At 43.8% G+C, this 23,856-nt stretch carries 24 protein-coding genes; 1 reads left to right on the top strand and 23 read right to left on the bottom strand.

Annotation, left to right across the window (positions count from 1 at the left end):
- Positions 1 to 114 precede the first annotated feature (114 nt).
- The 10 genes from alsE to rhaB all read right to left on the bottom strand — a co-directional run bounded on the left by alsE (position 115) and on the right by rhaB (position 9,853).
- Positions 115 to 807: a D-allulose 6-phosphate 3-epimerase gene (gene alsE, locus IGI69_RS04205; RefSeq protein WP_086294769.1), complete on the bottom strand. Its 693-nt coding sequence runs from the start codon at positions 805 to 807 to the stop codon at positions 115 to 117.
- A gap of 70 nt (positions 808 to 877) precedes the next feature.
- Complete coding sequence (locus IGI69_RS04200) at positions 878 to 1,978, bottom strand: PTS fructose transporter subunit IIC (protein WP_005234436.1); 1,101 nt, start codon at positions 1,976 to 1,978, stop codon at positions 878 to 880.
- Between the two features lie 24 nt (positions 1,979 to 2,002).
- A complete protein-coding gene (locus IGI69_RS04195) occupies positions 2,003 to 2,323 on the bottom strand; it encodes a PTS fructose transporter subunit IIB (protein ID WP_008380953.1) in 321 nt (106 codons plus the stop codon).
- Between the two features lie 25 nt (positions 2,324 to 2,348).
- Positions 2,349 to 2,801, bottom strand: a complete 453-nt coding sequence (locus tag IGI69_RS04190) for a PTS sugar transporter subunit IIA (protein WP_074536500.1) — start codon at positions 2,799 to 2,801, stop codon at positions 2,349 to 2,351.
- 58 nt (positions 2,802 to 2,859) lie between these two features.
- Complete coding sequence (locus IGI69_RS04185; protein WP_074536501.1) at positions 2,860 to 3,297, bottom strand: PTS sugar transporter subunit IIA; 438 nt, start codon at positions 3,295 to 3,297, stop codon at positions 2,860 to 2,862.
- On the bottom strand, positions 3,290 to 4,768 hold the full coding sequence (locus tag IGI69_RS04180; RefSeq protein ID WP_270267244.1) for a BglG family transcription antiterminator: 1,479 nt from the start codon (positions 4,766 to 4,768) through the stop codon (positions 3,290 to 3,292). The genes IGI69_RS04185 and IGI69_RS04180 overlap by 8 nt, the downstream gene beginning before the upstream one ends.
- Positions 4,769 to 5,119: 351 nt before the next feature.
- A complete protein-coding gene (gene fucO, locus IGI69_RS04175; protein WP_270267243.1) occupies positions 5,120 to 6,271 on the bottom strand; it encodes a lactaldehyde reductase in 1,152 nt (383 codons plus the stop codon).
- A gap of 84 nt (positions 6,272 to 6,355) precedes the next feature.
- Complete coding sequence (rhaD, locus tag IGI69_RS04170; RefSeq protein WP_216697758.1) at positions 6,356 to 7,180, bottom strand: rhamnulose-1-phosphate aldolase; 825 nt, start codon at positions 7,178 to 7,180, stop codon at positions 6,356 to 6,358.
- A 7-nt stretch (positions 7,181 to 7,187) separates the two neighbouring features.
- Complete coding sequence (gene rhaA / locus IGI69_RS04165) at positions 7,188 to 8,441, bottom strand: L-rhamnose isomerase (RefSeq protein WP_270267240.1); 1,254 nt, start codon at positions 8,439 to 8,441, stop codon at positions 7,188 to 7,190.
- Positions 8,438 to 9,853, bottom strand: coding sequence for a rhamnulokinase (rhaB, locus tag IGI69_RS04160; RefSeq protein ID WP_438741494.1), 1,416 nt, complete (start codon positions 9,851 to 9,853; stop codon positions 8,438 to 8,440). The genes rhaA and rhaB overlap by 4 nt, the downstream gene beginning before the upstream one ends.
- Before the next feature lie 199 nt (positions 9,854 to 10,052).
- Between rhaB and IGI69_RS04155 the strand changes: the two genes are divergently transcribed.
- Complete coding sequence (locus IGI69_RS04155; RefSeq protein WP_005225353.1) at positions 10,053 to 10,934, top strand: AraC family transcriptional regulator; 882 nt, start codon at positions 10,053 to 10,055, stop codon at positions 10,932 to 10,934.
- A gap of 192 nt (positions 10,935 to 11,126) precedes the next feature.
- Here the strand turns inward: IGI69_RS04155 and IGI69_RS04150 are convergent, their stop codons facing one another.
- The 13 genes from IGI69_RS04150 to IGI69_RS04090 form a co-directional block, all read right to left on the bottom strand.
- Positions 11,127 to 12,956, bottom strand: a complete 1,830-nt coding sequence (locus IGI69_RS04150) for a lantibiotic ABC transporter permease (RefSeq protein WP_438739796.1) — start codon at positions 12,954 to 12,956, stop codon at positions 11,127 to 11,129.
- Positions 12,931 to 15,195 carry a glycosyltransferase family 2 protein gene (locus IGI69_RS04145; RefSeq protein WP_438739794.1) on the bottom strand — a complete coding sequence of 755 codons (2,265 nt, stop codon included), beginning with the start codon at positions 15,193 to 15,195 and terminating at the stop codon, positions 12,931 to 12,933. The genes IGI69_RS04150 and IGI69_RS04145 overlap by 26 nt, the downstream gene beginning before the upstream one ends.
- Positions 15,192 to 16,232: a bifunctional glycosyltransferase family 2/GtrA family protein gene (locus tag IGI69_RS04140; protein ID WP_074536517.1), complete on the bottom strand. Its 1,041-nt coding sequence runs from the start codon at positions 16,230 to 16,232 to the stop codon at positions 15,192 to 15,194. The genes IGI69_RS04145 and IGI69_RS04140 overlap by 4 nt, the downstream gene beginning before the upstream one ends.
- Positions 16,233 to 16,292: 60 nt before the next feature.
- A complete protein-coding gene (locus tag IGI69_RS04135) occupies positions 16,293 to 17,345 on the bottom strand; it encodes a GGDEF domain-containing protein (RefSeq protein ID WP_074536518.1) in 1,053 nt (350 codons plus the stop codon).
- A gap of 332 nt (positions 17,346 to 17,677) precedes the next feature.
- Entirely contained in the window at positions 17,678 to 18,787 is a 1,110-nt protein-coding gene (locus IGI69_RS04130; protein ID WP_438739791.1) for a GGDEF domain-containing protein, read from the bottom strand.
- A gap of 4 nt (positions 18,788 to 18,791) precedes the next feature.
- Positions 18,792 to 19,499 carry an EAL domain-containing protein gene (locus IGI69_RS04125; RefSeq protein ID WP_151195855.1) on the bottom strand — a complete coding sequence of 236 codons (708 nt, stop codon included), beginning with the start codon at positions 19,497 to 19,499 and terminating at the stop codon, positions 18,792 to 18,794.
- A 375-nt stretch (positions 19,500 to 19,874) separates the two neighbouring features.
- The gene (locus IGI69_RS04120) at positions 19,875 to 20,282 is read right to left on the bottom strand and encodes a NusG domain II-containing protein (protein WP_005237322.1); all 408 of its coding nucleotides are present in this window, start codon (positions 20,280 to 20,282) and stop codon (positions 19,875 to 19,877) included.
- A 25-nt stretch (positions 20,283 to 20,307) separates the two neighbouring features.
- Positions 20,308 to 20,703, bottom strand: a complete 396-nt coding sequence (locus IGI69_RS04115) for a hypothetical protein (protein ID WP_005225342.1) — start codon at positions 20,701 to 20,703, stop codon at positions 20,308 to 20,310.
- 37 nt (positions 20,704 to 20,740) lie between these two features.
- On the bottom strand, positions 20,741 to 20,911 hold the full coding sequence (gene rpmF / locus IGI69_RS04110; protein WP_005225341.1) for a 50S ribosomal protein L32: 171 nt from the start codon (positions 20,909 to 20,911) through the stop codon (positions 20,741 to 20,743).
- A gap of 29 nt (positions 20,912 to 20,940) precedes the next feature.
- Positions 20,941 to 21,075 (bottom strand): putative metal homeostasis protein, encoded by a 135-nt coding sequence (locus IGI69_RS04105; protein ID WP_005237325.1) that lies wholly within the window; start codon positions 21,073 to 21,075, stop codon positions 20,941 to 20,943.
- A gap of 15 nt (positions 21,076 to 21,090) precedes the next feature.
- Positions 21,091 to 21,360: a 30S ribosomal protein S14 gene (rpsN, locus tag IGI69_RS04100; protein ID WP_005225340.1), complete on the bottom strand. Its 270-nt coding sequence runs from the start codon at positions 21,358 to 21,360 to the stop codon at positions 21,091 to 21,093.
- Positions 21,361 to 21,376: 16 nt separating this feature from the next.
- Complete coding sequence (gene rpmG, locus IGI69_RS04095) at positions 21,377 to 21,529, bottom strand: 50S ribosomal protein L33 (RefSeq protein ID WP_005225339.1); 153 nt, start codon at positions 21,527 to 21,529, stop codon at positions 21,377 to 21,379.
- A gap of 301 nt (positions 21,530 to 21,830) precedes the next feature.
- Positions 21,831 to 23,810, bottom strand: coding sequence for a prolyl oligopeptidase family serine peptidase (locus IGI69_RS04090; RefSeq protein WP_438739788.1), 1,980 nt, complete (start codon positions 23,808 to 23,810; stop codon positions 21,831 to 21,833).
- Positions 23,811 to 23,856: the final 46 nt, after the last annotated feature.

The raw sequence follows: 23,856 nt of genomic DNA, 5'->3' as shown, positions 1-23,856 counted from the left end.
TTTCACAATAGAAAAGAACCGGACGTCCAAAGTTTACTGGCTAATAGGCAACGAATGCTCCTCTTTTTAACAGTCCTAACTTTGGTCGTCCGATTCTTTTGCTTTCGGCTTTGCTCAGCTGCTCAAAACTTTTCCAGTCATTTCTTGATAATCTGCGACCATGATCGACCATGCTTTGGCAATGTCGTCATCTAAACCAAACAATCCACTGCGTCCGACAATATAGATGTCTGGATTGGCTTCATCGATCCGTTTGAAGGATTTCCGATTGGAGGAACCGTCCATTTCAATGACATAGTGATAGTCGTATTCTTCCCGTAATTCCCGCAGTTCAACAATTTTATCTAACGCCCCTTCAATAAAGCGTTGGCCAGCAAACCCTGGATCAACTGTCATGATCGTGACTTTATCCAAAAGATCGATATAAGGCAAAATGACCGATACTGGCGTTTCAGGATTTAAAACGATCCCGGCTTTTAATCCAGCATCATGGATTTGATCGATCAGACGAAATGCTAATCCATCCAAAACCTCAGCGTGCATACAGATCCATTCACAGTTGATATCGATCAGCTGCTGCACCCAAAAAGCAGGTTCAGTGACCATCAAATGAGCGGACAGAGGCAACGTACTGATTTTGCGGACCTCTTGAATAAACCATGGGGATAGGGAAATATTGGGTACGTAATGACCATCCATAATATCAATATGATAGGAGTCAACTTGGTCATTCAAAAAAGTGATTTGTTCTTTAAATTTATCTAGATCCATCGTCATCAATGACGGTGAAAATTCAACTTTGTTCATAGACTTATCCTTTCTCCTCAATCAGTCTTGTACTGAGAGGAACGACTCTTCTTTCAATTGAATCGCTTTTTTAGAAAATTTGAATATCATCTAAATCGATTTCTTCTTCTTCCACTTCTGCTTGTGCGGCTACTTGTTCTTCAGTGACATTTTTCTTAATCAAAGCCAAGGTGATCCCAGTCACTACTATATTTACCAGCAAAGCTACTGCCCCAGCCCACGGACGAGTCATGGTCGGCAGCATCAGCACACCACCAAACGGTACCGTTGCATCTGCCCCTAAGACCATTGAAACAGCTCCGCCAGCAGCGCCGCCAATAGCTGTTGCGATCAGCCCTCGGACGATATCGTTCATAACGATTGGGATCACCCCTTCAACGATATTGATCACACCCATTGGTACGGCAGACTTTAACGTTTCCACTTCTACAGGCGTATAGATGTTTTTGCCGAAAAGTTTTGCAATAAAGAATGCTAAACCAAAGCCGATCGGTGTTGCAGTATTGACTAATTGCAGTGCAGTGATCGGTCCATTGATCCCTTCTGCCTGCATCGTCAGAACAAAAGCAAAGACCGTTTTATTGATTGGTCCACCATAATCAACGCCGCTCAACAAGCCGATGACGGCACCAAAAACCAATAATGAAGAGGAGCCTAAGCTATTTAATGCGTTCGTCAGTAAGTTCGTAAAGGCAGTGATCGGTGTACCGATAATATAGACCATGATCAGACCACCGATCAAAGAGGTCAAAAAGGGAATGATCAATGTCGGCATCAAGCCTTTCGCCCAATTTGGTACTTTAATAAATCGTAAAATAGCAATTACTAGATATCCAGCTAAGTAGCCGCCCAAAATTCCCCCAATAAAACCTGCACCAATGGCATTGGCTGTCAAACCAATAATAAACCCTGGCGCGATCCCCGGTTTTTCGGCAATCGCATAAGAAATTCCTGTCGCAATGACCACTGGAAGCAACCCGAGTCCTGCGCCTCCCATCGTAGCTAAAGCATCCCAAATCGTAAATTCACCTGGCACTAGTTGTCCCTGGCTGGTGCCGCCGAAAGCCATGCCAATGGCAATCAAGAATCCGGCACCGCAGACAATCGGAATCAAATAGGAGATGGCTGTCAACAAGTGTCCTTTTAAATTCAATGCTTTGATTTTTTCCATAGTTTCCTTCCTCCTTCGGTTTTCTTAGACCGCCTGCTGTTGGACGACCTCTTTGGCTTTTTCCAACAATTTGCTTGGGGACTTGATGGCAACTTCGGTCGGCACTTGAATGATCCGTTTCCCTTCAAATCGTTCACGTCCTGCTACTTTGACGTCAACTGCTAAAATCACGACATCTGCAGCCGCAATCGCTTCAGGTGACAATTCATTTTCACGACCGATCGTTCCTTGTGTTTCCACATGGATCTCGTAACCTGCCTTTTTAGCCGCATTTTCTAACTTTTCTTGAGCAATATAAGTGTGAGCGATCCCTACTGTACATGCACATACTCCGACGATTTTCATAAATAATTCCTCCTTAAATTTTCTGTTATCCTTGAAATGCTTCAATCACTTGCTGCGGCTCTTTTGCTTTCAACAAGGCAGCCGTCACCTCGTCATTTCCTAATTTCCGAGCGAACAAAGAGAGTAGTTTCAAATGCTTTTGCGCCCCTTCCGTGTCATCACCGACGGCGAATAAGATAATTCCTTTCACTCCCTTGCCATCCAACGTTTCCCAAGGGATCTCTTCTTTTAAAACCCCGATTGCTACGCCGATCTCCTTCACATGAGCACTTTTTCCATGAGGAATGGCAATGTAATTACCAATCCCTGTTTGACCAACTGCTTCCCGCTCATAGACATCTTTTAAAAATGCTGCCTGGTCCGTCAAGTACTCATTGGTATATAAAAGCTGACTCAATTGCTGCAGAGCTTCTTCTTTAGAAGCTGCCTCCATGTTGGTTTTGATTATTTTTGGATCAATCACTGTTGAAATATCCATTCGTTTTCCTCCTCTAGTTGAGTACCTCTTGCCTTACTGAATTGATCATTCATTCCTATCAGCCGCGTTGGTTGAGAAGGAAGGCTTCGATTTCTTCTTTTGATTTTTCTGCAATGAATTGCAGATTTTCTTCATAGGCGAAACATTTCATTAAGCGGATGACTGCTTGTTTCACCGCGGTTGTTTCGTCAGTCTTCATCAGGATCGCAAAAATCGTTTTTGCTTGCAGCGTTCCCTGCCAAAGGACTTTTTCACCTCTGACTAGGACGATTCCGCTTTTTTTCACCACATCACTTTCAATGTGTGGTAGCGCAAAATCTTCAGCAATCATCGTATTGCCGCTCGCTTCTCGGGCTTGCAGTGCTTCAAATAGCAGGGTTTTGCTCTCCGTCAGCCCGATTGTTTGGCTAACAGCTGCAATCTTCCTTAAAACATCGACTTTCGTCTCTCCTGCTTTTGTTGAAACTAAAGTAAGGGACAAAGGGAATTTAGTCATTTCTCACCCTCCCAATCATCACTTCAAGGCGTTTTTGGTCTTCCATCGTCAGCATGGCGCTCACGATCACGACCGGAATCGGACTCTCGATCGTTAATTGAACGGTTGAGATGATCATCTCCGTATCCGGGTGTTGCTTTAAAGCCGCTTCCACATCACGAGAAGGTAGGACAGCGGTGATTGCCAACTCACGAAATTTCTTATGCACTTTTACTTTTAATAATTCGGAGGTCCCGATTCCCGTAGTACAGACGATCATAACCTTGAGTTGTTGAGGATGTTCTTCGATCGCTTGAGCAAAGTAAAGGGTGACAAAGCCGATTTCATCTTCTGTGAGCGCTGGCAAATCGTACACTTGGCAGATTTCTCTTGCAGTCTCTTCGGTAGCAAAAAACAAATCTGTGTATTCTAATTTGATTTGCTCCAAAAGATTGTTTTTGACTTCAATCCCATGTCGCAATCGATTGATCATTGGTTTGATATGGCGAGCCAATTTACCGAATAACTCCTCGTCTTCAAATGAGCGCTGCAGCTGGGTGCTCATTTTTTCTATAAATGCATTGGAAATCAGTTTTACTTGTTCTGACAGATCCTCTAATTCATCCGTGGCCTTTTGCATCCGTGAGGAGACGAGGTACTGATACATATAATAGCTTTCGTTTTCTGGTAATTTCGTATGCAAGTACTGTTCGCTATTGCCAATGATCTCTTTGGCGATGGTGGCTAACTCTGGGTTTTCTTGCATTTGCTGTTTCTCTTTCTCATCTAAAATATCCTCGTTAAACGAATTCCCTACTTTGCGAAACCGCCGCAATAAGATATACAGGTGAGAAAAAAGATTGATGTTGTATGGGTGAGGAATTACTAAGCCTAGGTGATTTTCAATCAAATTCAGCTGTCGCAAAACAAACTCCGCATCATAACGGTTGAACGCCTCATTCGTCACATGCAGATCATCCAAGCGGATATTGCGGGTTTGCTGGATATACTCCTGCAATGCTCGACGGATATTTTTTTCTGCACCGTTCACCCCGATCATTTTATTTTTGCGGGAAACCGTCAGCTCAAAACGCTGCAAAGCTTCAGAAATTAATTTCTCATCACTGTTGATGACCGTTTCACTCACATAAAAAGGCTGATACAGGGAAAAAATATTCTTTCTTTTGGGTGAAATAAGCAATAGCTCCTCCATCACCTTGTTACGGCGTTCCACTGGTGTCAGTGCATTCGGCATCTCCGCTTTCTGACTCTGGGGCTTTTCTTGATGATGGAAACTTAAGCGGTAGCCTTTCCCTTTTTCTGAGAGAATCACATAGTCAATCGTGGCATCCTCATTGATCGCTTTTACGATGCGATAAATCGACTTTGTAGAAAGTCGAAGCGCTGCGGATAGTTCATCGGCTGTGACAAATTCTCTCGTATTGGAAAGAATATGGATGATTTTTCTCTTTCGTTGTTCCATAACAGTCATGTAACCGTTCTCCTTTCTACACACTTATCATAGCACCAGGAAATGTAAGCGTTCTATCATTCTTTGTCCCCTTCAAGGGACAAAGACGATCGATAATAAGAATTACAATACAACGTTAAGGACAAAAAAACAGCCATTTTTCAAAATGGCTGTAACAAAATCTGTGTTATCATCAATGTTCCTTATTCAACTGTTGGAATAAGAAAAGAAAAGCTGCTAGTTCCAATAAAACGAGAAGGAAAACGCCGTTTATCGAAACCCTTCAACCCCCGTTAAAAAACAATCTAGGTTTAAACGGCTTGTGCAGCAAGCGAAATAACCACTCTCATTGAAAGGAATGATTTGAGCTTTTTACATCAACGAACGATAAAGCTCAATAATCTCTTCTAAAGTCGTATCCCGCGGGTTGCCTGGTGTGCAGACATCGTTCAAGGCATCTTTGGCGATGGCTGGGATATCTTCTTCTTTGACGCCTAATTCAGAAATGGTCGCTGGAATGCCCACATCTTTGCTTAACTGATCGATTGCTTGGCAAGCAGCATCTCGGACGTCTTCAAGTGACATCGTTTCTGCCCCTTCAATGCCTAAAACGAGCGCGATCTCACGGTATTTTTCACCCGTAAAGTCTTTGTTGTATTTCATGATGGTTGGCAACAAGGACGCGCACGCTACTCCGTGAGGAATGTTGTACCAAGCGGACAATGGATGGGCCATGCCGTGGACTAAGCCCAAGCCGACGTTTGAAAAGCCCATACCGGCAATGTATTGTCCTAACGCCATCGCTTCTCGTCCTGCTTGATCGCCATTCACGGAATCTCGCAATGAGCGGCCGATGATTTCAATTGCTTTGATGTGCAGCATATCAGTCATTTCCCAAGCGCCTTTGGTGATGAAGCCTTCGATGGCGTGGGTCATGGCATCCATTCCCGTTGCGGCTGCCAAGCTCTTAGGCATCCCCATCATCATATCACTGTCCACAAAGGCTACCAGAGGAATATCGTGAGGATCTACACAAACAAATTTCCGATGATTTTCTTCATCTGTAATCACATAGTTGATTGTTACTTCGGCTGCAGTCCCAGAAGTTGTCGGTACCGCTAAAATCGGCAAGCATGGATGTTTCGTGTCTGCCACTCCTTCCAAACTAATCACATCGGAAAATTCAGGATTCGTAGCAATGATCGCGATCGCTTTTGCCGTATCGATCGGTGAACCACCGCCAATCGCAATGATACAATCGGCTTGAGCTTCTTTGACAAACGCTAAGCCGTCTTTGACATTTTGGATCGTTGGGTTCGGCACGATCCCATCATATAACGCATAATCGACACCTGCTTCATCCAATAATTTCGTCACTTTGGTCGCAACTTCAAATTTCACCAAATCTTTGTCGGTGATCACTGCCGCTTTTTTAAACCCTCGTGCCTTGAATTCTGTAGGTACGTTCTCGATCGCTCCTTTTCCAAAATACGATGTTTCATTCAAAATCATTCTATTTGCCATTCTTCCTACCTCCATTTGTTTGTTTATTCACAATTTATTTTAAATAGAAAAGACTGAAAGCCTTTTCTATTCTTCTACCATTGATTATACCTCAAGATAGCCTGTTCGGGGAGTGACTTTGAAAGCGTCAGCCAATTTTTTCAGATTTTCATCTGTAATGGTTTGTAAAATTGGGCCTTGCGCTTTGACATAGGTGTACACTTCCGCAGCTTTCTCTGCCGTTTCAATCAAGCCAAAGACTTCGTCCATATCTTTGCCAGCGCCATAGATGCCGTGTTGTGGCCAAAGAACCAAACGGGTTTCTTTCATTTTAGCAGCCGTTGCTTCGCCGATTTCATTCGTTCCTGGAACCATCCAAGGAATGATGGAAACACCTTCTGGGAAGACCACCAAGCACTCCGTACACATTTGCCACAAGGTCCGCGTGAAACTGCGTTCATCCAACTCATGGGTAAAACTCATGGCTAAAAGATGCGATGCGTGGTTATGCATGATGATTCGGTTTTCTGGATCGACCGACAAGCGAGCGATATGACTCATAAAATGACTTGGCAGTTCACTCGTTGGCACCGCACCATTTTCCAAGCCCCAAAGCAATTCCAATGTTTGCCCATCTTCTTTGACTCGGATCACACCAAGGTTTTCCGCTGGATGTGCCGCTACATTTTTAAAGTATTTTCCTGAACCTGTCACGATAAAGTACTTGCCAGCTAGTGCCGTGGCATCAAAAATCATCGGAATTTCCCGCAAGACGCTTTGCGGATCGATGAAAGGCAAGATCTCTTCTTCTGTTAATAAGTAAGAAATATTGCCGCCGTTGCGCTCATCCCACCCTAAACGGTAAAGATTTGCTGTCGTTTCCATCATTTCTTGTACAAAATTCGCTTGTAAAATATCAATCTTTTTCATCGTTCTCCTACTTTCTGGCTTTTAAGACGGTTTCTTCATAGGCTTTCACTTCTGATAGCCAATCCAGACCTGCTGGTACCCCTTGGCTTTCACAGAAGTAATTCCAAACATCTGCATACGGATAGTCTTTTAATTCTTCCGTCATGGCTAAACGAGTGGTGAAATCACCTGACAATTCGATTGCTTTTAGTTCTTCGATCGGTTCCAGCATCGCTTTTAGCAACGCTTTTTGAGTATTGCGCGTCCCGATCACCCACGCAGCGACCCGATTGATCGTCGCATCAAAGAAATCTAACCCAATGTTGGTTTTTGGCAATAAGTCATTGCGAACCAATTCGCGGCCAATCTCTTGCAATTCATCGTCCATGATCACGACATGATCACTATCCCAGCGTACAGGACGGCTGACATGCAGCAAAATGCCTTTGCTGAATAGTGCCAATGAAGACAATTTATTGGAGATCACTTCGGTTGGATGGAAGTGTCCAGCATCCAAACAAATCAATTTATCGCGCGTCAAGCCATAGCCCATATAAAATTCATGAGAGCCGACGGTGTAGGCTTCGGCACCAAGACCAAACAACTTGCTTTCCACGGCATCTACCGTGTATTCCGCTGGCAATTCTTCAGCAAAAATCTCATCTAATGCTGTCATCAAGCGTTCCCGTGGTGTAAAACGATCAATCGGATTGTCTTTGTAGCCATCTGGCACCCAGAAATTATTGACACAGACTTGCCCAGTTTCTTTCCCCATATAGGTAGCGATTTGACGAGAACGTTTGCCGTGTTCGATCCAGAACTGACGAACTTCTTCATCTGGTGAAGCAAGGGTAAAGCCATCTTTGAACATGGGATGTGAGAAAAAGGTTGGATTGAAGTCTAAACCTAAGCCTTGTTCTTTCGCCCAAGCGACCCATTTTTCAAAATGCTTCGGCTCCAATTCATTTAGATCCACTGCTTCCTCGGTGTCTAAATAGATGGCGTGAAGGTTCAATTTGTGATTTCCAGGAATCAAAGAGTAGGCTTTTTCTAAATCTTGGCGCAACTCCTCTGGGGTATGGGCAGCACCAGGATAATTCCCCGTTACAGAGATCCCACCAGATAATGCTTCATCACTCAAAAATCCTTGGACATCGTCCCCTTGCCAAACATGCATCGAGATTTTCACATCGGCTAATTTTTTCAAAACCGCATCCGTGTCGACACCTAATTTGGCATATGCTGTCTTAGCTTCTTCATAACGCTGCTGAATCGTTGTCATTTTTTTCCTACTCCTTCTATAAAACATTGATAGTTGCTTAAAATCTTGTGATCAAAAGGCTGTGGTTCATGAACACTGCAAGGAAATGAGTGTTTGACCGCGCGGCGTGCTTCAGCCAGCGACGTGAAGATGCCAGCACTCATCATCTGCATTAAAAGATTACCGATCGCCGTTGCTTCACTTGGGCCAGCTTCGATCGTCAGCTGCGCAGCATCTGCCGTCAGTTGATTTAAAAAGCGATTGTTGGAACCGCCCCCCACGATATGCAGTTTTTGCAGCTTGCTCGTCGTACCTGTCAGCTGTTCCAGCTTTTGCAATTCACTGGCATAGCAAAGCGCTAAGTTATCATACACACAGCGAGCCAGTTCCCCTGCGGTTTCTGGAACTTTCTGCTGGGTTTCTCGACAATACGCTTGCAGTTCAGTAATCATGTTTTCTGGATTCAAAAAACGAGGATCATTGACATCGACAAACTGTTGAAAAGCAGGCGTTGCTTGCGCTAATTCCGCCAATTCTGCATAAGAATACTGATAGTCTTGCTGCCTAGCCACTTCTTGGATCAGCCACATGCCCATGATGTTTTTTAAAAAGCGAATCGTATTGTGGGCACCCCATTCGTTCGTATAATTTTCATCAAAAGCGGCGAGGGAAACATTGGGTACTTTGGTTTCGATCCCCAGCAATGACCATGTCCCGCTGCTGATGTAGCCCCAATCTGCCCCCTCTCCAGGTGTACCGATGATCGCTGATGCCGTATCATGACTAGCGACAGTGACAAAGGTCGCTTGTGGCAAATCATAGGCTGGAAACTTCTGTGTTTGCAGTGCGCCTAAAACCGTTCCAGCATCAACCAATGGTGGGAATAGGCCTTCTGTTACGCCGATCTCAGCTAACAATTCTGCATCCCATGTTTGGGTGTTGGCATTTAGAAGCTGCATCGTCGAGGCATTGGTTTTTTCCGTGACCATCTTGCCAGTAAAAACGTAGCCCAAGTAGTCTGGAATCAGCAGCAGCTTGTCGGCTTTTTGCAGCAGTTGCGCTTCTTCTGCGGCTAACTGAAAAATCGTGTTGAAGGGCTGCAGCTGAATGCCTGTTTTCTCATACAGTTTTTGCAAAGAATAGCGCTGACCAAAAGCTGCGATCGCATCATTGGTGCGATTATCTCGATAAGCGACTGGGTCGCCTAAACGTTCGCCTGCTTGATCGATCAAACAGTAATCCACTGCCCAGGTGTCGATTCCGACGAAGCAGTCATGGATACCTGCTTGTTTCACTTTTTGCAGTCCTACTAAAATCTCTTGGATCAAATAATCGATCGCCCAACGGTCAAAGCCTTCATGAGGACGAAAGCCGTTTTTAAAGCGATGGATCTCTTCTAAAGTGATCTGCTCATTTTCCCAACGGCTCAGCATCAGACGCCCGCTTGATGCACCGATATCGATTGCGATAAATGTGTTCACTGGTCTCCACCTTTCATTATCTTGTTTAAAAATAAATCGATTACAATTCACTGTTTCATTCTTGTTGCCTCAATTTTAGCTTGACAATCAACGAGTTTCATCACACAATTTTGATAAAGACTTGCACAATCTTGGTAAAAAGGAGGATCCGATGGACTACTGGGAAAAAGCCAATCACTCATGGTCAACTGATTCACTGCGTTACATCAATACTTCAACTCAAAAGCAGCGTGAACTTTTCTATTACATTCAAGAAATCGGCTATTTCAAAGCCAGCAAACCTTACTTTACAGAACGAGAGAACCTGCCTTCTTATTTGATCAAATATACATTGTCCGGTTGCGGTGAATTGCGCTACAAAGGAAAAAGCTATCAATTGAAAGCGGGTGATGTGTTTTTTATCGACTGTCTAGACTATCAGTACTACCGCACCGTTAGTCAAGAGCCCTGGGAAATGGACTGGATCCATCTATATGGCGCCAACGTCGCAGCGTTTTATGAGGAATTCCTCAAAAATGGCAGTCCAGTTTTTCACACCAATCCTGCCAGCAGTCGTCAAAATCCGATCCATTTGGTCTTACAAGATTTATTGATGTTACAGCCAGAACCAAATGCGAAAACTGCCTTCCAAAGCTCTGTTTTGATCCATCAGCTGCTCAATGAACTGCTCCTGCAAAAATATCATCTCGACTTTTCGGATAGTGAAATCCCGCCTTATATTTTGCAGATTCGTGACCAGCTAGAAGAAGATTTCCGTCAAGGGATCACCTTGGAATCTTTGGAGGAAAGGTATCATATCAATAAGTATCAAATCGTCAAGGAGTTTTCCAAATATATGGGCTTGCCCCCCATCGAGTATCAGATCAGCAAACGCATCTCTTATTCGAAAGACCTTTTGCGCTATTCTCGGCTTTCCATCAAAGAGATCTCATTGGCGATCGGCATCGAAAACACCGCCTATTTCAGCCGTTTATTCAAGAAAAAAGTCGGCATTTCACCTAGTGATTATCGACAGACGGAGAATGGACGGTAGGGCTGGTTCTTATTAAAAAAGCACTTACTGTCATGTGTAGAAAGTACGACCGCAAAAGTTTAACTTTTGAGGGCCTATACGCATGTCAGCCGTTCCTTTTATTGATGTGCATTCCGTATAAATCAACCTTCAGACACCACAAAAGCCGATCCTCTCTAGAGTAGGATCGGCTTTTTTGTGTATAATCTTCATTTAACGCCCCAACACCTCCGCCACCGAATATACGCCTGGGGCAAAGGTCTTGCCTGTTAGCTTCTTCGTCATGGCATTAAAGGTATAGTGCTCTTCTAAGACGACGACTTCATCGTATTGCTTTAATAGCGTGCGAAATTCAGCATCGGATAAGAGGAAATTCTCTCGCCCATCGACATTGGGTGAAAACAAGTAATATTTTCCGACATAGCCAACTAAGTAGCTATCTACTGCTTCTTTGTTAGTACTGACCACCAAATATTTTTTCTCGTTTAGGTCAAAGTGATCGCCAGTAACGGCTAAAACTTGTGCTGGAATCGAAGCAGCATATTCACGATTGGTATAACGCATGCCATTATTCTCTGAAAGGATCAGCAATGTCGCAAAAAATAACAGAAACAAGGTACTGTATTGATAGATTTTTTTCGTGGTCAAGCTGGCAAAACTACGGTAGTTTCGCCGATCGATCGCTTGTTCATGATACAAATGATCAATGCCTCTGACCATGAAAAAGGTCATTAATCCAAGTACTAAAATCACGATACTTGAGGCATAGCGATCGAACCCTGCCAAAGACAATGCTTCATCAGTGGGCATCGAGAACAAGAACATGGCATAGATTCCTAAATAATACCCACCAATGATACCATCGATCAACAGCAGTTCTTTGAAAAATGGATTGCGTTTTTTCATGATAAATCGGACAAATAGCCAACTGCCCAACAGGATGACCTGGATCAAGAGAATCCCTTGCGTGGAGATCGTCGCAACATCCGTGATCGTTTTGACAAAAACATCCGTTATCTGCTGCAGTATCTGAGAATCCTTTTCGCCAAAAATCTGTTTATAAGCGGTCACGCTGACTTCATGCTTCGATTTAGGAAAATTCGCTTTGACATGCAGGTTCCAAAGAATCGCCGGCAGGACAGATAGCCCAATGGCAGCTAATCCTACAATCATCATGCCCAGCCGTTGCCGCCAACGAACTGATGCCTGCCACAAGCAGACTAGTAAATAGCCGCCTAAAATCAGCAGAAAAAAGACGGCGCTATTTTTGACCAAATCAAGAGAGGCGCCAATCAAAAGAAAGAAACCGATCGACGGTAGTACGTTGCCTTTTAAAGCGAATAAGCCAGCGATGCCAGCTAAAGTCAACACTGGCAGGATAAAGTCCACTAACAAATTATTCATTCGAATCGCAATATTAAAATAATTGAAAACCGCCATACTGGTGAAGATCAGAGCAAAAGCCAGCTTTCTTTTCGGATCACGAATAATCGCAAAGAAACTATACAGACTACAGAAAATCAAAATCAATTGACCAATCAGCAAGACATTCTCATGATAGCCAACAATGATCGCTGTATAAGTAACAAACAGCGAGCTGCCTAAAGGATAGGAAGTAAAACTGATGATGGCATCGGCTGCCGTTGGCAATTGTCCCTGCGTATAAAGGAATTTAACGATCGTCGCCCAATGGGAGAAGTTGTCATAGTGGGTCAAATGACTGTGAAGCAAGGTTAAAACGAACAAAGCAAAATAGCCGTAAAACCACAGCAGGATGGGCTCTTGCAAGCCCCAACGTACCTGATGGCGCTCCTGCCAAAAACGCCAAACGCATAATAGTAAACCAAGACCAAATAAAACCCATGCCCCCCGGATCAACCATCCTTTTGGACCATATGCGACAAAGGAAAGAACGAGGATCGGCAAACAGCAAGCAGCGATCCAGCTGATGTGTTTGGGAAAATGGCAAACTCGTACAAAAAGATAGGCATAGCCAGCTAATGATAAACCAAAAAGACTAAATCGCAGCAGGATCTCGATCATCATCTTCCTCCTTTCTCAGCAAGCTGTCTACCCATTCTTGAAAGGCTGCTGTAAAACGCAGCTCGGAAAGATTGCTTACTTGATAAATCACTTGATTTTCTGTTGGTTGAAGCGTTGCTTTTTCAGCGTGAAGCACAAGATTACTGATCGGCAAGGTTAGACGGGCAGGCATCTCGACTTCTTCTGTTTTTACCAACGTGAGCTGGTCAAAACCAAACGTTGTGACCGTATAGGCTCCTTCTTCAAAGACCCATTCTTGATCAATCGACAGGACAGGCACTCGCTGAGGCGGCAATGGCTTTTGTTTGGCTTGCAGCAGATGCTTACCGAGATTTTCAAAAAGACTATCAAAGAAGGTCATCCACGGGTCACGCAGAACTGGCAGGCTTTGATTGAAGCCATCATAAATGATCTGCAAATAAGCCAAGTAGTCTTTTTCTGATAATTGGTGTAAAGCAACCCCATAGACCCAGCGATCCTTGCCTGAAAAAACGCGGACGACGTTTCCCGTCATCTCTGCTTGGTAGCCATTACGGGTGATTTTAAACGTCAGCTGCGCATCTGGCGGAAAATAAAGAGGAACGTCAGAAACGAAGGACAAGCCGTTTTCTGAGATATTTTCTGTCATCAAAGAATAGCTGGCGTCTTGGTCGGAAACTTCAACAGGATAATGGGCTCTGAACCGTTCCGTCGTTCGGTAAATCGGGCGACCGAGATAAAATAAGACCGCGAAGGTTAAGTTAAAGAAATGGGTCAGCAACCAGAAAGTCAACACGCTGCCATAGAAAATCTCTGAGCCGAATTTGCCGTAATTAAACTTCACTAAGCCGATAATCGTCAAAATCAACAGCAACAAATGCGGCACCACAAACAACAAGTCTTTTTTAGACTGAGTTGCTGCTTTATTGGTCACTTTGAAACGGGTCTCTTTGATGCCAATGGCTTGTAAAAAGACAGGAATCACTAGGTAAGGTGCAAAAATCGTTTCCTGGATCTCGCCCCAGCGCTGCGTTCGAATATCACTGCTCAAATCCTGCATCGCCAAATGCAAGAACGTATAGCTTGGCAGCCAAAACAGCAGCAAGACCCAAAAGTTGGTCTCTACGACCCTTACATTAAAGACGGTGTACAAAATCGGCGCGAAAATAAACAGCAACCGACGTAAAAACGACCACCAATACAAATAACTGTTTAAGAAAACCATTTTTTGCGCCAAAGACAACGTCTTGTTCTTAAAAAGATGGAGATTGTGGACACTTTGGACCACTCCTCTTCCCCAGCGAATCCGCTGCTTTAAGGCACTTGGGATATCAATGGGAGACAGACCGCTGGCCATGGGCTGCAGTGTTGATAAACTGCGATAACCTTGGCAATTGATCAAGGCGCCTAATTCAAAATCTTCCGTGATGGTGTCCGTCGGAAATCCGCCGGCGGCTTCGATCGCTTCTCGTGCGATCACCGTATTGGATCCTGTATAAATAGCTGTATCATGGGCGTTGTTCAAAACATTGACTTCTCTGGAAAAGAAGTCCTGCTCGTTAGGGATCGCCGCTTCTAAAAAAAGATTGTACTGAAAAAGATCCGCATTGTAAAAGCTTTGCGGTGTTTGGACAAAGCCCAACGGTTTGATGGTCTGATCTTTGCGGCGTTCCTGCTGATTTGCCACAAAATAAGGCACTGTTTCCAGCAAAAACTCTGAGTAAGGGATCATATCTGCATCAAAGGTCGCCACTAGCGGCGAATTGGTTTTTGACAATGCATGATTGAGATTGCCTGACTTGGCATGCTGATTGCCTGTCAATCCGATATAGCCGATGCCAAATTTATCTGCCAGTGCTTTGACCTCTGGACGGTTGGTGTCATCTGACAAGTAGATGTGAACTTTTTTGGGATCGGGGTATTTCATATGAACTGCCGCATTGACCGTTTTTAATAAAAGCGGCACTTCTTCATTATGGGTCGCAATCAACACATCGATCGCTGGATAGTCGGCTTCTGGCACGATCGGTTTTTCAAAAGGCTTTGCTTTGTTTTTGTTCCAAATCAACAGCAAGCCCGTAAAGTTCGATATGATCTCACTGCCCCAAAGTAGCAAACCAAACAGCAGGGCAAACCAAGACTCGTGCCATGGCAATGTATACAGCCCCCGCCATGATAAATAGATCAGCGAAAAGACAAACGCCAGAAAGTAAACGACTTTTTTCGCCCAAGGCAAACGTTTTTGTTCCACCTCAATCACTCCTTAAAGATGACATTTTTTTGCACATGGTAACTAAAGAAAAAGAGCAGGCAATCGACGCCTATTTTTAACAACACAGAATCCCCGATCGGCAGGATCAAATAGATCAGGTAGACGAGGAAAGAGGACAGCAAAATCTGTACGATCACTAATAAAAAATACTGCAGCATACTGTTCTTTGTCCGTTGACCAAAAACAAGCTCGCGATTGATGTAGTAATTGACGATCGCCGAAATCAAGCGGGCACCCAACGAAGCGATCACGATGGAGGACAGATCGATGACAGACAAGAAATGGATCAATAACGCATAGGCGATCACATCGACAAAAAAGGAGACTACAGATGAAAACAAATACTTCAAAAAGACGCTATAGATAGCGACGGAATCTGCCAAGACCCGAAAATGGGAAGAGGCATTTTCTTCAATATAGATGGTGGCGATCGGTTGCGAGAGAATCGGCCACCCCCGTTTCTGGGCTTCGATCAGCATCCGCGTTTCGTATTCAAAACGCTCACCTGAGATCGCCAACAAATCTGTCATGAATTTCCGAGGGAAAACCCTTAAGCCCGTCTGCGAATCCTCGATGGCAAGACCAGTCGCTAAACGTAGGATATTTCGGGTCAAAATGTTGCCGAACTTACTCCGCAAGGGCACTTCTTTGCCAAAGGATCGGGTCCCTAAAATAATACTGTCGGGATGGGCTTGTGCCTTAGCTAAGCAAGCCATCATATCGGTATACTCATGCTGCCCGTCCGAATCAATGGTCACCATAAATTCAACAGCTGGCTGGTTTGTCAGCACTTCAGTGAGGGCGGTTTTGATGGCTGCGCCTTTTCCAAGATTCTTTGGATGGGTCAAAACCTGACAGCCAAACTGCTGTGCCAACGCCGAAAAGACAGACTGATAAGCAGCCCCACTGCCATCATCCACGACTAAAATCGGCAGGTGCTGGTTATGCAAACGAATTTTCTCCACCAGAGCCAACAGTTTGTGGTCAGGTTCTAGCGAAGGAATCATGATTAAACTATTTTCCATATGTGCTCCTCATTTAAGGTAGTATTTTTGAAAATAAAAAAAGAAAAGAAGCCAACCCCGTCAGTAAAGACAGAGTTGGTCGCGACCGCTGCGCTTGGCTCGATACAATGCTTGATCGGCACGTTCTTGCGTTTGCATCAGCAGCTCGCCCTTTTGCCGTTGTGCGATCCCAATCGACAACGTGATGCTGACCGAATCGCCTGCATCCAAGATGATTTCTTGGTAACGGATGCGCTTTTGGATTTTTTCGAGGAGATAAGCAGCAGCCTGTGCGTCTCCTTGGATCAAGATCGCAAACTCTTCCCCACCGATGCGATAGACCGGATTGCTCGCCGTACAGTAGGTCGAAAAAATACGAGCGATTTCTTGCAAAATCACATCCCCAGCACGGTGTCCGTAACGGTCATTGTAATTTTTGAAATGATCGATATCGATCAAAGCGATCGATAAGTCCACCTCGGTCGTGTCTAGGCGTTGGCGGTCCTCTTGAAATTTACGGAAGTTGTTCAACTGCGTAAGATCATCGATTTTGACCAATGCCAAAATGCGCTGCATATCATTGACTATCGAGTAAAGGAAAAACGCCAAAGTATAGGCGAGAATGCCATAAACTATATAAATTAGGGTCGTTTTTTGAATATCCCCCGTCAAATAAAAACCAAAAAGAAAGGAGATAGCGATCAAGTAGCTAATTGATAGGAATAACTCTTGTTTGTCAGTAAATCGCCGTTTGGCCCAAGCATGCAGAAATGTCAGTGTCACTATCAAAAAAAACGTAAGATATAAGTTCAACCAAGACGATTTTGATACTTCAAACAAGAAACGCCCTAACGCTAGATTGACCATCGTCGGTACGGTCACCTTCCACCCCAGATATTTCATGGAAAAAGCGTAAAGCAAAAAGCGCAGGTCAAATCGCGTTTCGTATACGACGTAAGAGAAATTCATCATCAGCATCCCCACCACGGTTTCACAAGCAATCGCAGCTGCGATCTGTTTCGCTTTGAACGTCCCTTGGCCAACGAATCCGTCACTGATTTTGAATAACAAATAAATATTGATGATAATTGCGCCTAAATTTGCGAGTGTATTGACAACCAGCGTATTTGCCATTTCCTGTGCTTCCTTTCTAAAAAAAAGAACCCTTACTTGCTGATTCGACGGGACAATTCCAGAAACATTTCATTGGAAAAGCGGACAAAGCATCAAGTAAGAATCACTATTAATTATTGACAGTTTTTATCACTCTTGATTTAGAATAATTTACCAGAAATTATACATAGTTTCAATCTTTTTGTTAATATGCGAAGATTCTCAAGATAAATAAAATAATCAAAATGTATATTTTGTAAATAAATAACATTATTTCTTTATTATTACTAACTTTTTGTGCATAAAGATTTAATTCTTTGTGAATTTGTGTAAATTATTTTTCCATTATTTTTTTACGTCTCAGGCAAGGTGCACACCCGGTTTCGACCACTTTGTTTTGCGAGATAGAGTGCTTGATCGGCTCTTTCGATGGCTCCCAAGATATCGCCATGACAAACGGTGCTCGCTTCAACGCCGCAAGACAAAGACATCGTCCCTTTTTCAAAATTAGCGACAGGAAACATACTACTAGAAATGGTTTGACACAGTGTCGTCATCGCAGCTACGGTCTGTTCTTTGACATCCCCTTCGATCACGACACAGAACTCTTCGCCGCCATAACGATAAAAGGAAAAGGTCTCGGCAAAATGCGCCTCTAAAAAAGTGGACGTCCGTGAGGCGAAAGTTCTCAATAGCTCATTTCCGGCGATATGACCATAACGGTCGTTGACCTTTTTGAAGTGATCGAGATCGATCATGGCGATCGTCACAGTCTTTTTCTGTGAAACGGCTTGAAGCAGATCGTGGTTATAGGTCCCATAGTTGAAGCAGCCGGTCAACGCATCGATCTTACTATTCGCCAACTCTGCCAGTACTTGGTATTCTTGCCCCTCAATCAACCGATGCAACCACATAAAACTTCCTAGCAGCACGAAAGAACCAACAAATACTGCCAACATCGCTTCCCAGTCATAGGTCGTCGTATGATGGACTAGCATCGAAAAACGCGGTGAGAGCAGACAGGTCAAAAAATACATCAAATAAAATTGCTGTTGCGGACGCAGCGGCTTGATTTTTGATAAGAGAAAATCAAGGACAAAGACGCCGACACCTAATAGCGGTAAATAAAAGGCTTTGCCAATGTCAGAAAAACCGACAAACAGTAAATAGAAAACGACCATACACGGCGTTATCAAAATCAAGATCTTGCCACGATCACCATAGAAAAAATGACTCGCAATAAAAGCAGTTGTGTATTGATAACAGATAAACCCAACTGAATTCATTGAAAAAGAAAGAATAAAATACAAATGCGTAAACGTCAGAATACCAATAATAAAATACTTAAATGGACGAGAAACCGATATTTTTTGCACACTTCGTACAAAAACATCTGCGGTCACCAGTAAACTGGCAATCATCAGCGGCAAACCAAACGCCAAGAGCACGCCTCGTTCTAACATTCCATCACAATCGCTCTCCTTTAGACCATAAATATCCTTGTTGTAAATGAACCCCCATCTCAAGCAGCTGCGCCATCTTATCGCGGGTCTCGATGCCTTCAACGATCAACTCAAGCTGATACTTTTTGGCGACCTTCAACCAACAGGTCAAGAAACTAAACCCGATCTCCTCATCGAGCTGAATAAAGGGCAGTAGTGAAAATTTCAAACAATCCACATTTTCAAGATTGGCAAAGACCAATGACAGGGTATTTTGGCCACAGCCGATGTCATCGACAGCGATCACATAGCCATAGGCTTTGATTTTTGCAAGGGCAGTAGACAAATCAAAAGAATCATGCTGACCTTTTACAGGATGCTCTGTTAATTCGATCTGCAACTGCTCTTTGTGAGCAGTCATCCCCTCAAAAAAGGTCCACGTTGACTGCCACAGCAGCTGTTGTGGATGAATATTGACACTAAAGCGGGTTTTCGGCTTTTCTTGGCACAACCGTCGCAGCTCCTGGGCATACCACTCCATCAACTGCTGGTTGCCACTTTCAGATTGAATCATTGCGCTGAATTCTTGTTGCGGAAAGCGGTTGTTTTTCTCGCTGCGCAGCAAGACCTCATAGCCGTTCACCTCTTGCTGACTTAGCGATTCTACCTGCATGATTGGTTGACATAACAGATAAAAATTGTCTGTGTTTTCCCAAATTGTTTCATTTACCATCTTCGTTAAGCCCCCATCTAGTAAAGTTATCACTTCCGAAAATTGGTCATATTTGTATCATCGCTCGTTTATAGTCCTTAGAAAAAGAAGCTTCAAAGGAACTGACTTGCCTAAGTATACCAAATAGAGCCGCAGTTCCCCAACTATTTTAGATGATTGGGCAGAAATTTTTGTGAACGATTGGACAGAGATTGTAGCTTTCACCCATAGTTCCTCTTTCTTCTGACAGTTGGAATTCTGCGCTTTTCTTGTATCAAAAACGCTGTTTCTGGCTGACTTACACGTTGGTCGATTGGCGGTTTTGACAGCTTCTTCTGCTCATCCTCATAAAAAAGCCAGCTGAACAGGAATTGTTCAGCTGGCTTCCTTTTTCTATTAATAAATTAAATAGTCAGAGGCACCGGCTTGCTTGATCTCGATCACCAGCTTATGAGGCAGGCAAATGCTCGTCTGCCCATTGCGATAGATCCAGCTGGTTTTGACAGCAATCTGGTCGGGACTATTGTCTTCACGAACTCGGATCGCGCCATCTTTGATCTCGACGATATTGTACTGACCTTCTGCTGGATAGTAGGTTTTTTCCATCGCATCGATTTCTTCTAAGTTAAAACGGTCAACCTCTTCTCCATTGATCCGCACGATTGCATACCGATCGCCGGTATCACTTTGAGCTTGTGCTTCAAATAGAAAAAGCGGTAAAAAAGAGCCGACAACTAACAGAACAAACAGCAGATAATCATAGGGCTTTAGAAGTTTTAAAAATGGCTGGATCGTCTTTTTCATCACATGTACGCCTTTCATGGTTCATTCACTGTTCCTTTTTAGAAGGTAATCGCTCTTCAAAAAAAGCAGTTAGGTCGATGATCTCTTCCTCTGTGAAGGTTTCTTGCTCCCATTGGGCAAGAATTTGTTCTTGCAAAGCCAAATCCATTTCCCAAAAATGCTCGATCTTCTTGAAATGCTTTGAGTCAAAGGAACGAAACACGGGGTAGATCATCAAAAATTCTTCAAAGGTAAGATCCCAGTCCTCAGTATAATCTTTAACGACCCCTTCTGACAAGGCTTTTTCCGTCGGATCGCCGTTTTCTTTGATCAAGCCGGCTTCGTAAAAATGGCGATAGATTGCCTCTTTGGTGATCTCTGGATGAAATTTTTTACTGTGACGATAGGCTTCTTCAATCAATGACGGATAGATGATCTCCATTTTCCCCCTGCTTTCTGGACGGCGTCATAAGACGGCGTTAATTCTTTTCGATCGGGTGCTGCGCTTTATATTCTGCTAATGATACATGGTGGCTGCGCTTGAAGGTTCCTGTTGTCCCATCAAACGAAATCGCTGGTGCTTTGACGCCATAGTGGGTCCGGCGCTTATTCTTTTTTGCTTTTGATGTTTTTCTTGCAGGTACTGCCATGTCATTTCCAACTTTCTTTCACTTTCTCATTATGCACGCAGCTGCAATGCATTTTTTCGTTTATTTCGCTTAAATTCATGAATGATCTTTAATGCGCGTTTCCTTGTTTTGATGTTCGGGCTCTTTAAACGTCGATACGCACTAGACAAGTCCGTTTTTTCCATATTGACTCCTTTCTGTTACCAGCTTGCTTTTGTAACGCCGGGAATTTCTCCGAGATGTGCATGCTTACGGAAATTGATCCGTGACATGCCGAATTTATTCATGTAGCCGCGCGGACGACCATCGATCATATCCCGTTTCTTCAAACGAGTCGGATTCGAATCCTTCGGTAGTTTGGCCAATGCTTGGGTATCTCCTTGTGCTTTTAGTTCTTGACGTACTGCTCGGTATTGTTCGATGAGTTGTACTTGTTTGTTGTATTTTGCAATTTTTGATTTTTTTGCCATTCAGTTATTTTCCTTCCTATTTCTTGATTTCACGAAAAATCGCTCTGCGCCGCAACTTTGGTGAATATTTTTTTAATTCTAAACGTTCCGGCGTATTGCGCTGGTTCTTATTGGTCAAATAAAGTCTTTCCCCTGTCTCCACACATGCCAAAATAATATTGTTTCTCATAATAACCAGCTCCTTTCTCTTGCGTCACACCAAAAGAACGCTTAAAGTGTAACGATTACGTTTTGTATCATATCACACTAAAACACAGGAAGCAAGCAAAACTATTTCTTCTTTTTGTTATTTAACACGTGAAGAAAACGTCATATGAATTTGTTTTCAACCGTCGCTGTCATTGGCGGCAAGATAACAGAAACCTATAGCTTTTGATCCCGCAAAAAAATCACCTGATTTTTTAAGAAATCACTGGTTGGGCTTTTCAAGCAGCCCAAGTCGTGATTCTTTGTCAGGTGATTTCATTCGGTTAATTTACTGATTGGTTCTCATGTGATGCAAGCCATTCACTGATCGCCTGCAAGCGTTCTATCCGCAAGTTCGGCAAGCCATTGCGCGACAAACCATGAGAGGATTGAGGAAACAGCATCAGCTTCGTATCGACGCCTTGACGTTGCAATGCCATGTAAAACTGCTGTCCTTGTTCTTGCGGACATCGCAAATCATTTTCCCCATGGAGGACTAGCGTGGGTGTCTTGACTTGGCTGGCATAGGCCAAAGGCGACATCTTCCAAAGTCCTTCGGTCTGATCAAGTTCCCGCAACAATTGGAATTTGACAAAGGCAGGTCCAATGTCACTCGTCCCATAAAAGCTGATCCAATTTGAGATTGAGCGTTGCGTAACGGCCGCACAAAAACGATCGGTATGGCCAACGATCCAGTTGGTCATAAAGCCACCATAACTGCCGCCAGCCACATGGATGTTGTTCGTATCGATTTCTGGATGGTTTGCCACCACGGCATCCACCCCCAACAGCAAGTCTTGATAATCTTTATTGCCATAATCACCTAAAATCGATTTGACAAATGTTTGACCGTATCCTTGCCCGCCACGAGGGTTCAACAAGATGACCCCATAGCCATTAGCGGCATGGACTTGCATCTCATGGAAAAATGTTTCCCCATAGCAGACCTGCGGACCGCCATGAATGTACAAAATCGCTGGATGATTCTCCTTTGTTTCGGTCGGAGGCAAATACCAGCCTTGAATTTGCCAGCCATCTGCTCCTTCGTACCAAAACGCTTCGGGTTTACTGATCGTTAATTGTGACATAACTGCTTGGTTAGGATCATAGAGATCGGTTACTTCGCCATTTGTTAAGTCAATCAACGCTAAGCGACTAGGGATCGTTGGCGTCGCATAAGCAACAGCAAGTTTGGCTTCTGAATAGATCGCCGCATCGAGGATATCCATTTTTTCATCAAGTAGTTTGGTCCATTCTCCTTGGGTCGTGGCACGGTACAATTGTAGCTTGCCATGTTCTGTTACGGGTACAAGGAATGTGTCATCCGTCAACCAGGTGATCGCTACGCCACGATTTTTTTGTTGAAAATCACTGATGATCGCATTGCCAAAGGCAACATCTAACTCCTTGGAAAGATTTTTGACTGCTTTCGTTTTTAAGTCGATCAAAAACAAATCATCCAAGGTCACAAATCCGTAAGAGAGATCATTGCCTAATAGTAACAGCTGATCATTGCGCGCAGCAGCAAAAGTGTAGGTTCCTTCTGGCAGGATGTTTTCTAAACTTTCTGTCTTTTTCGTCTGGCTATCAAGGAGACAAACCTTCGAGCCATAGTCCCATTCATCTTCTTCCTCTTTGTCAAAGGTGAGGAACAACGTCTTCTGATCATCCGCGATGCCAGAAAAAACAAAGGGAGAATCATGCTCAAAAATCAGTTCCGTTTCTTGTGTCGCGATCGTTTTTTTGACGATCGAATGTTTTTTTTCTTTTAAAAAGCCTACGCCATCCGCCAAATAATTGACTTTCGTAGTAGCTTTTACTTCTGGAAATTCCTTTTGCTTGTCCGTCTTTTCTGTGTCGTCTTGATTCTCTGAGACCGGCTCTTCTTGTGCCAGCTTATAATAGACCGCCGTTGCGTCTTGCTTCCAAAAATAGTCCCCCAGACCCTTCTCAGTGACAAGTGCTTGGGGCTTGCCTCCGGACACTGGCATCGTCCATAACGTACTTTCACCTTTCTTTGGATCGGTCGTCACAAAACTGAGCCTTTGCTCATCTGGCGAGACCTTTAGGTTGTTGTGGGTCGTCGCTTCGGTGCCCCACTCACGCCGTTCGTTGGTCTTTGCGTCAATACTATAAATCGCTGAATCATACGTATTAGTCTCTTGGTTGACTGCCGTTTCCAAGTAAAAAACCTGATTTTGCCCCACTGCAGGCTGCGCAATCGTTTTCAGTTCAAATAGTGTCTCATTCGTTATTTTTTCCATCCGTTTCCCTCCAAAGATACGTGTTTTCGCAGTAACTATCTACTAG

The sequence above is a fragment of the Enterococcus sp. DIV1083b genome (assembly GCF_051713705.1).
Classification (GTDB): domain Bacteria; phylum Bacillota; class Bacilli; order Lactobacillales; family Enterococcaceae; genus Enterococcus_D; species Enterococcus_D casseliflavus.
The sequence above is the reverse complement of the archived record's forward strand: the minus strand, read 5'-3'. Positions and strand labels throughout refer to the sequence as shown.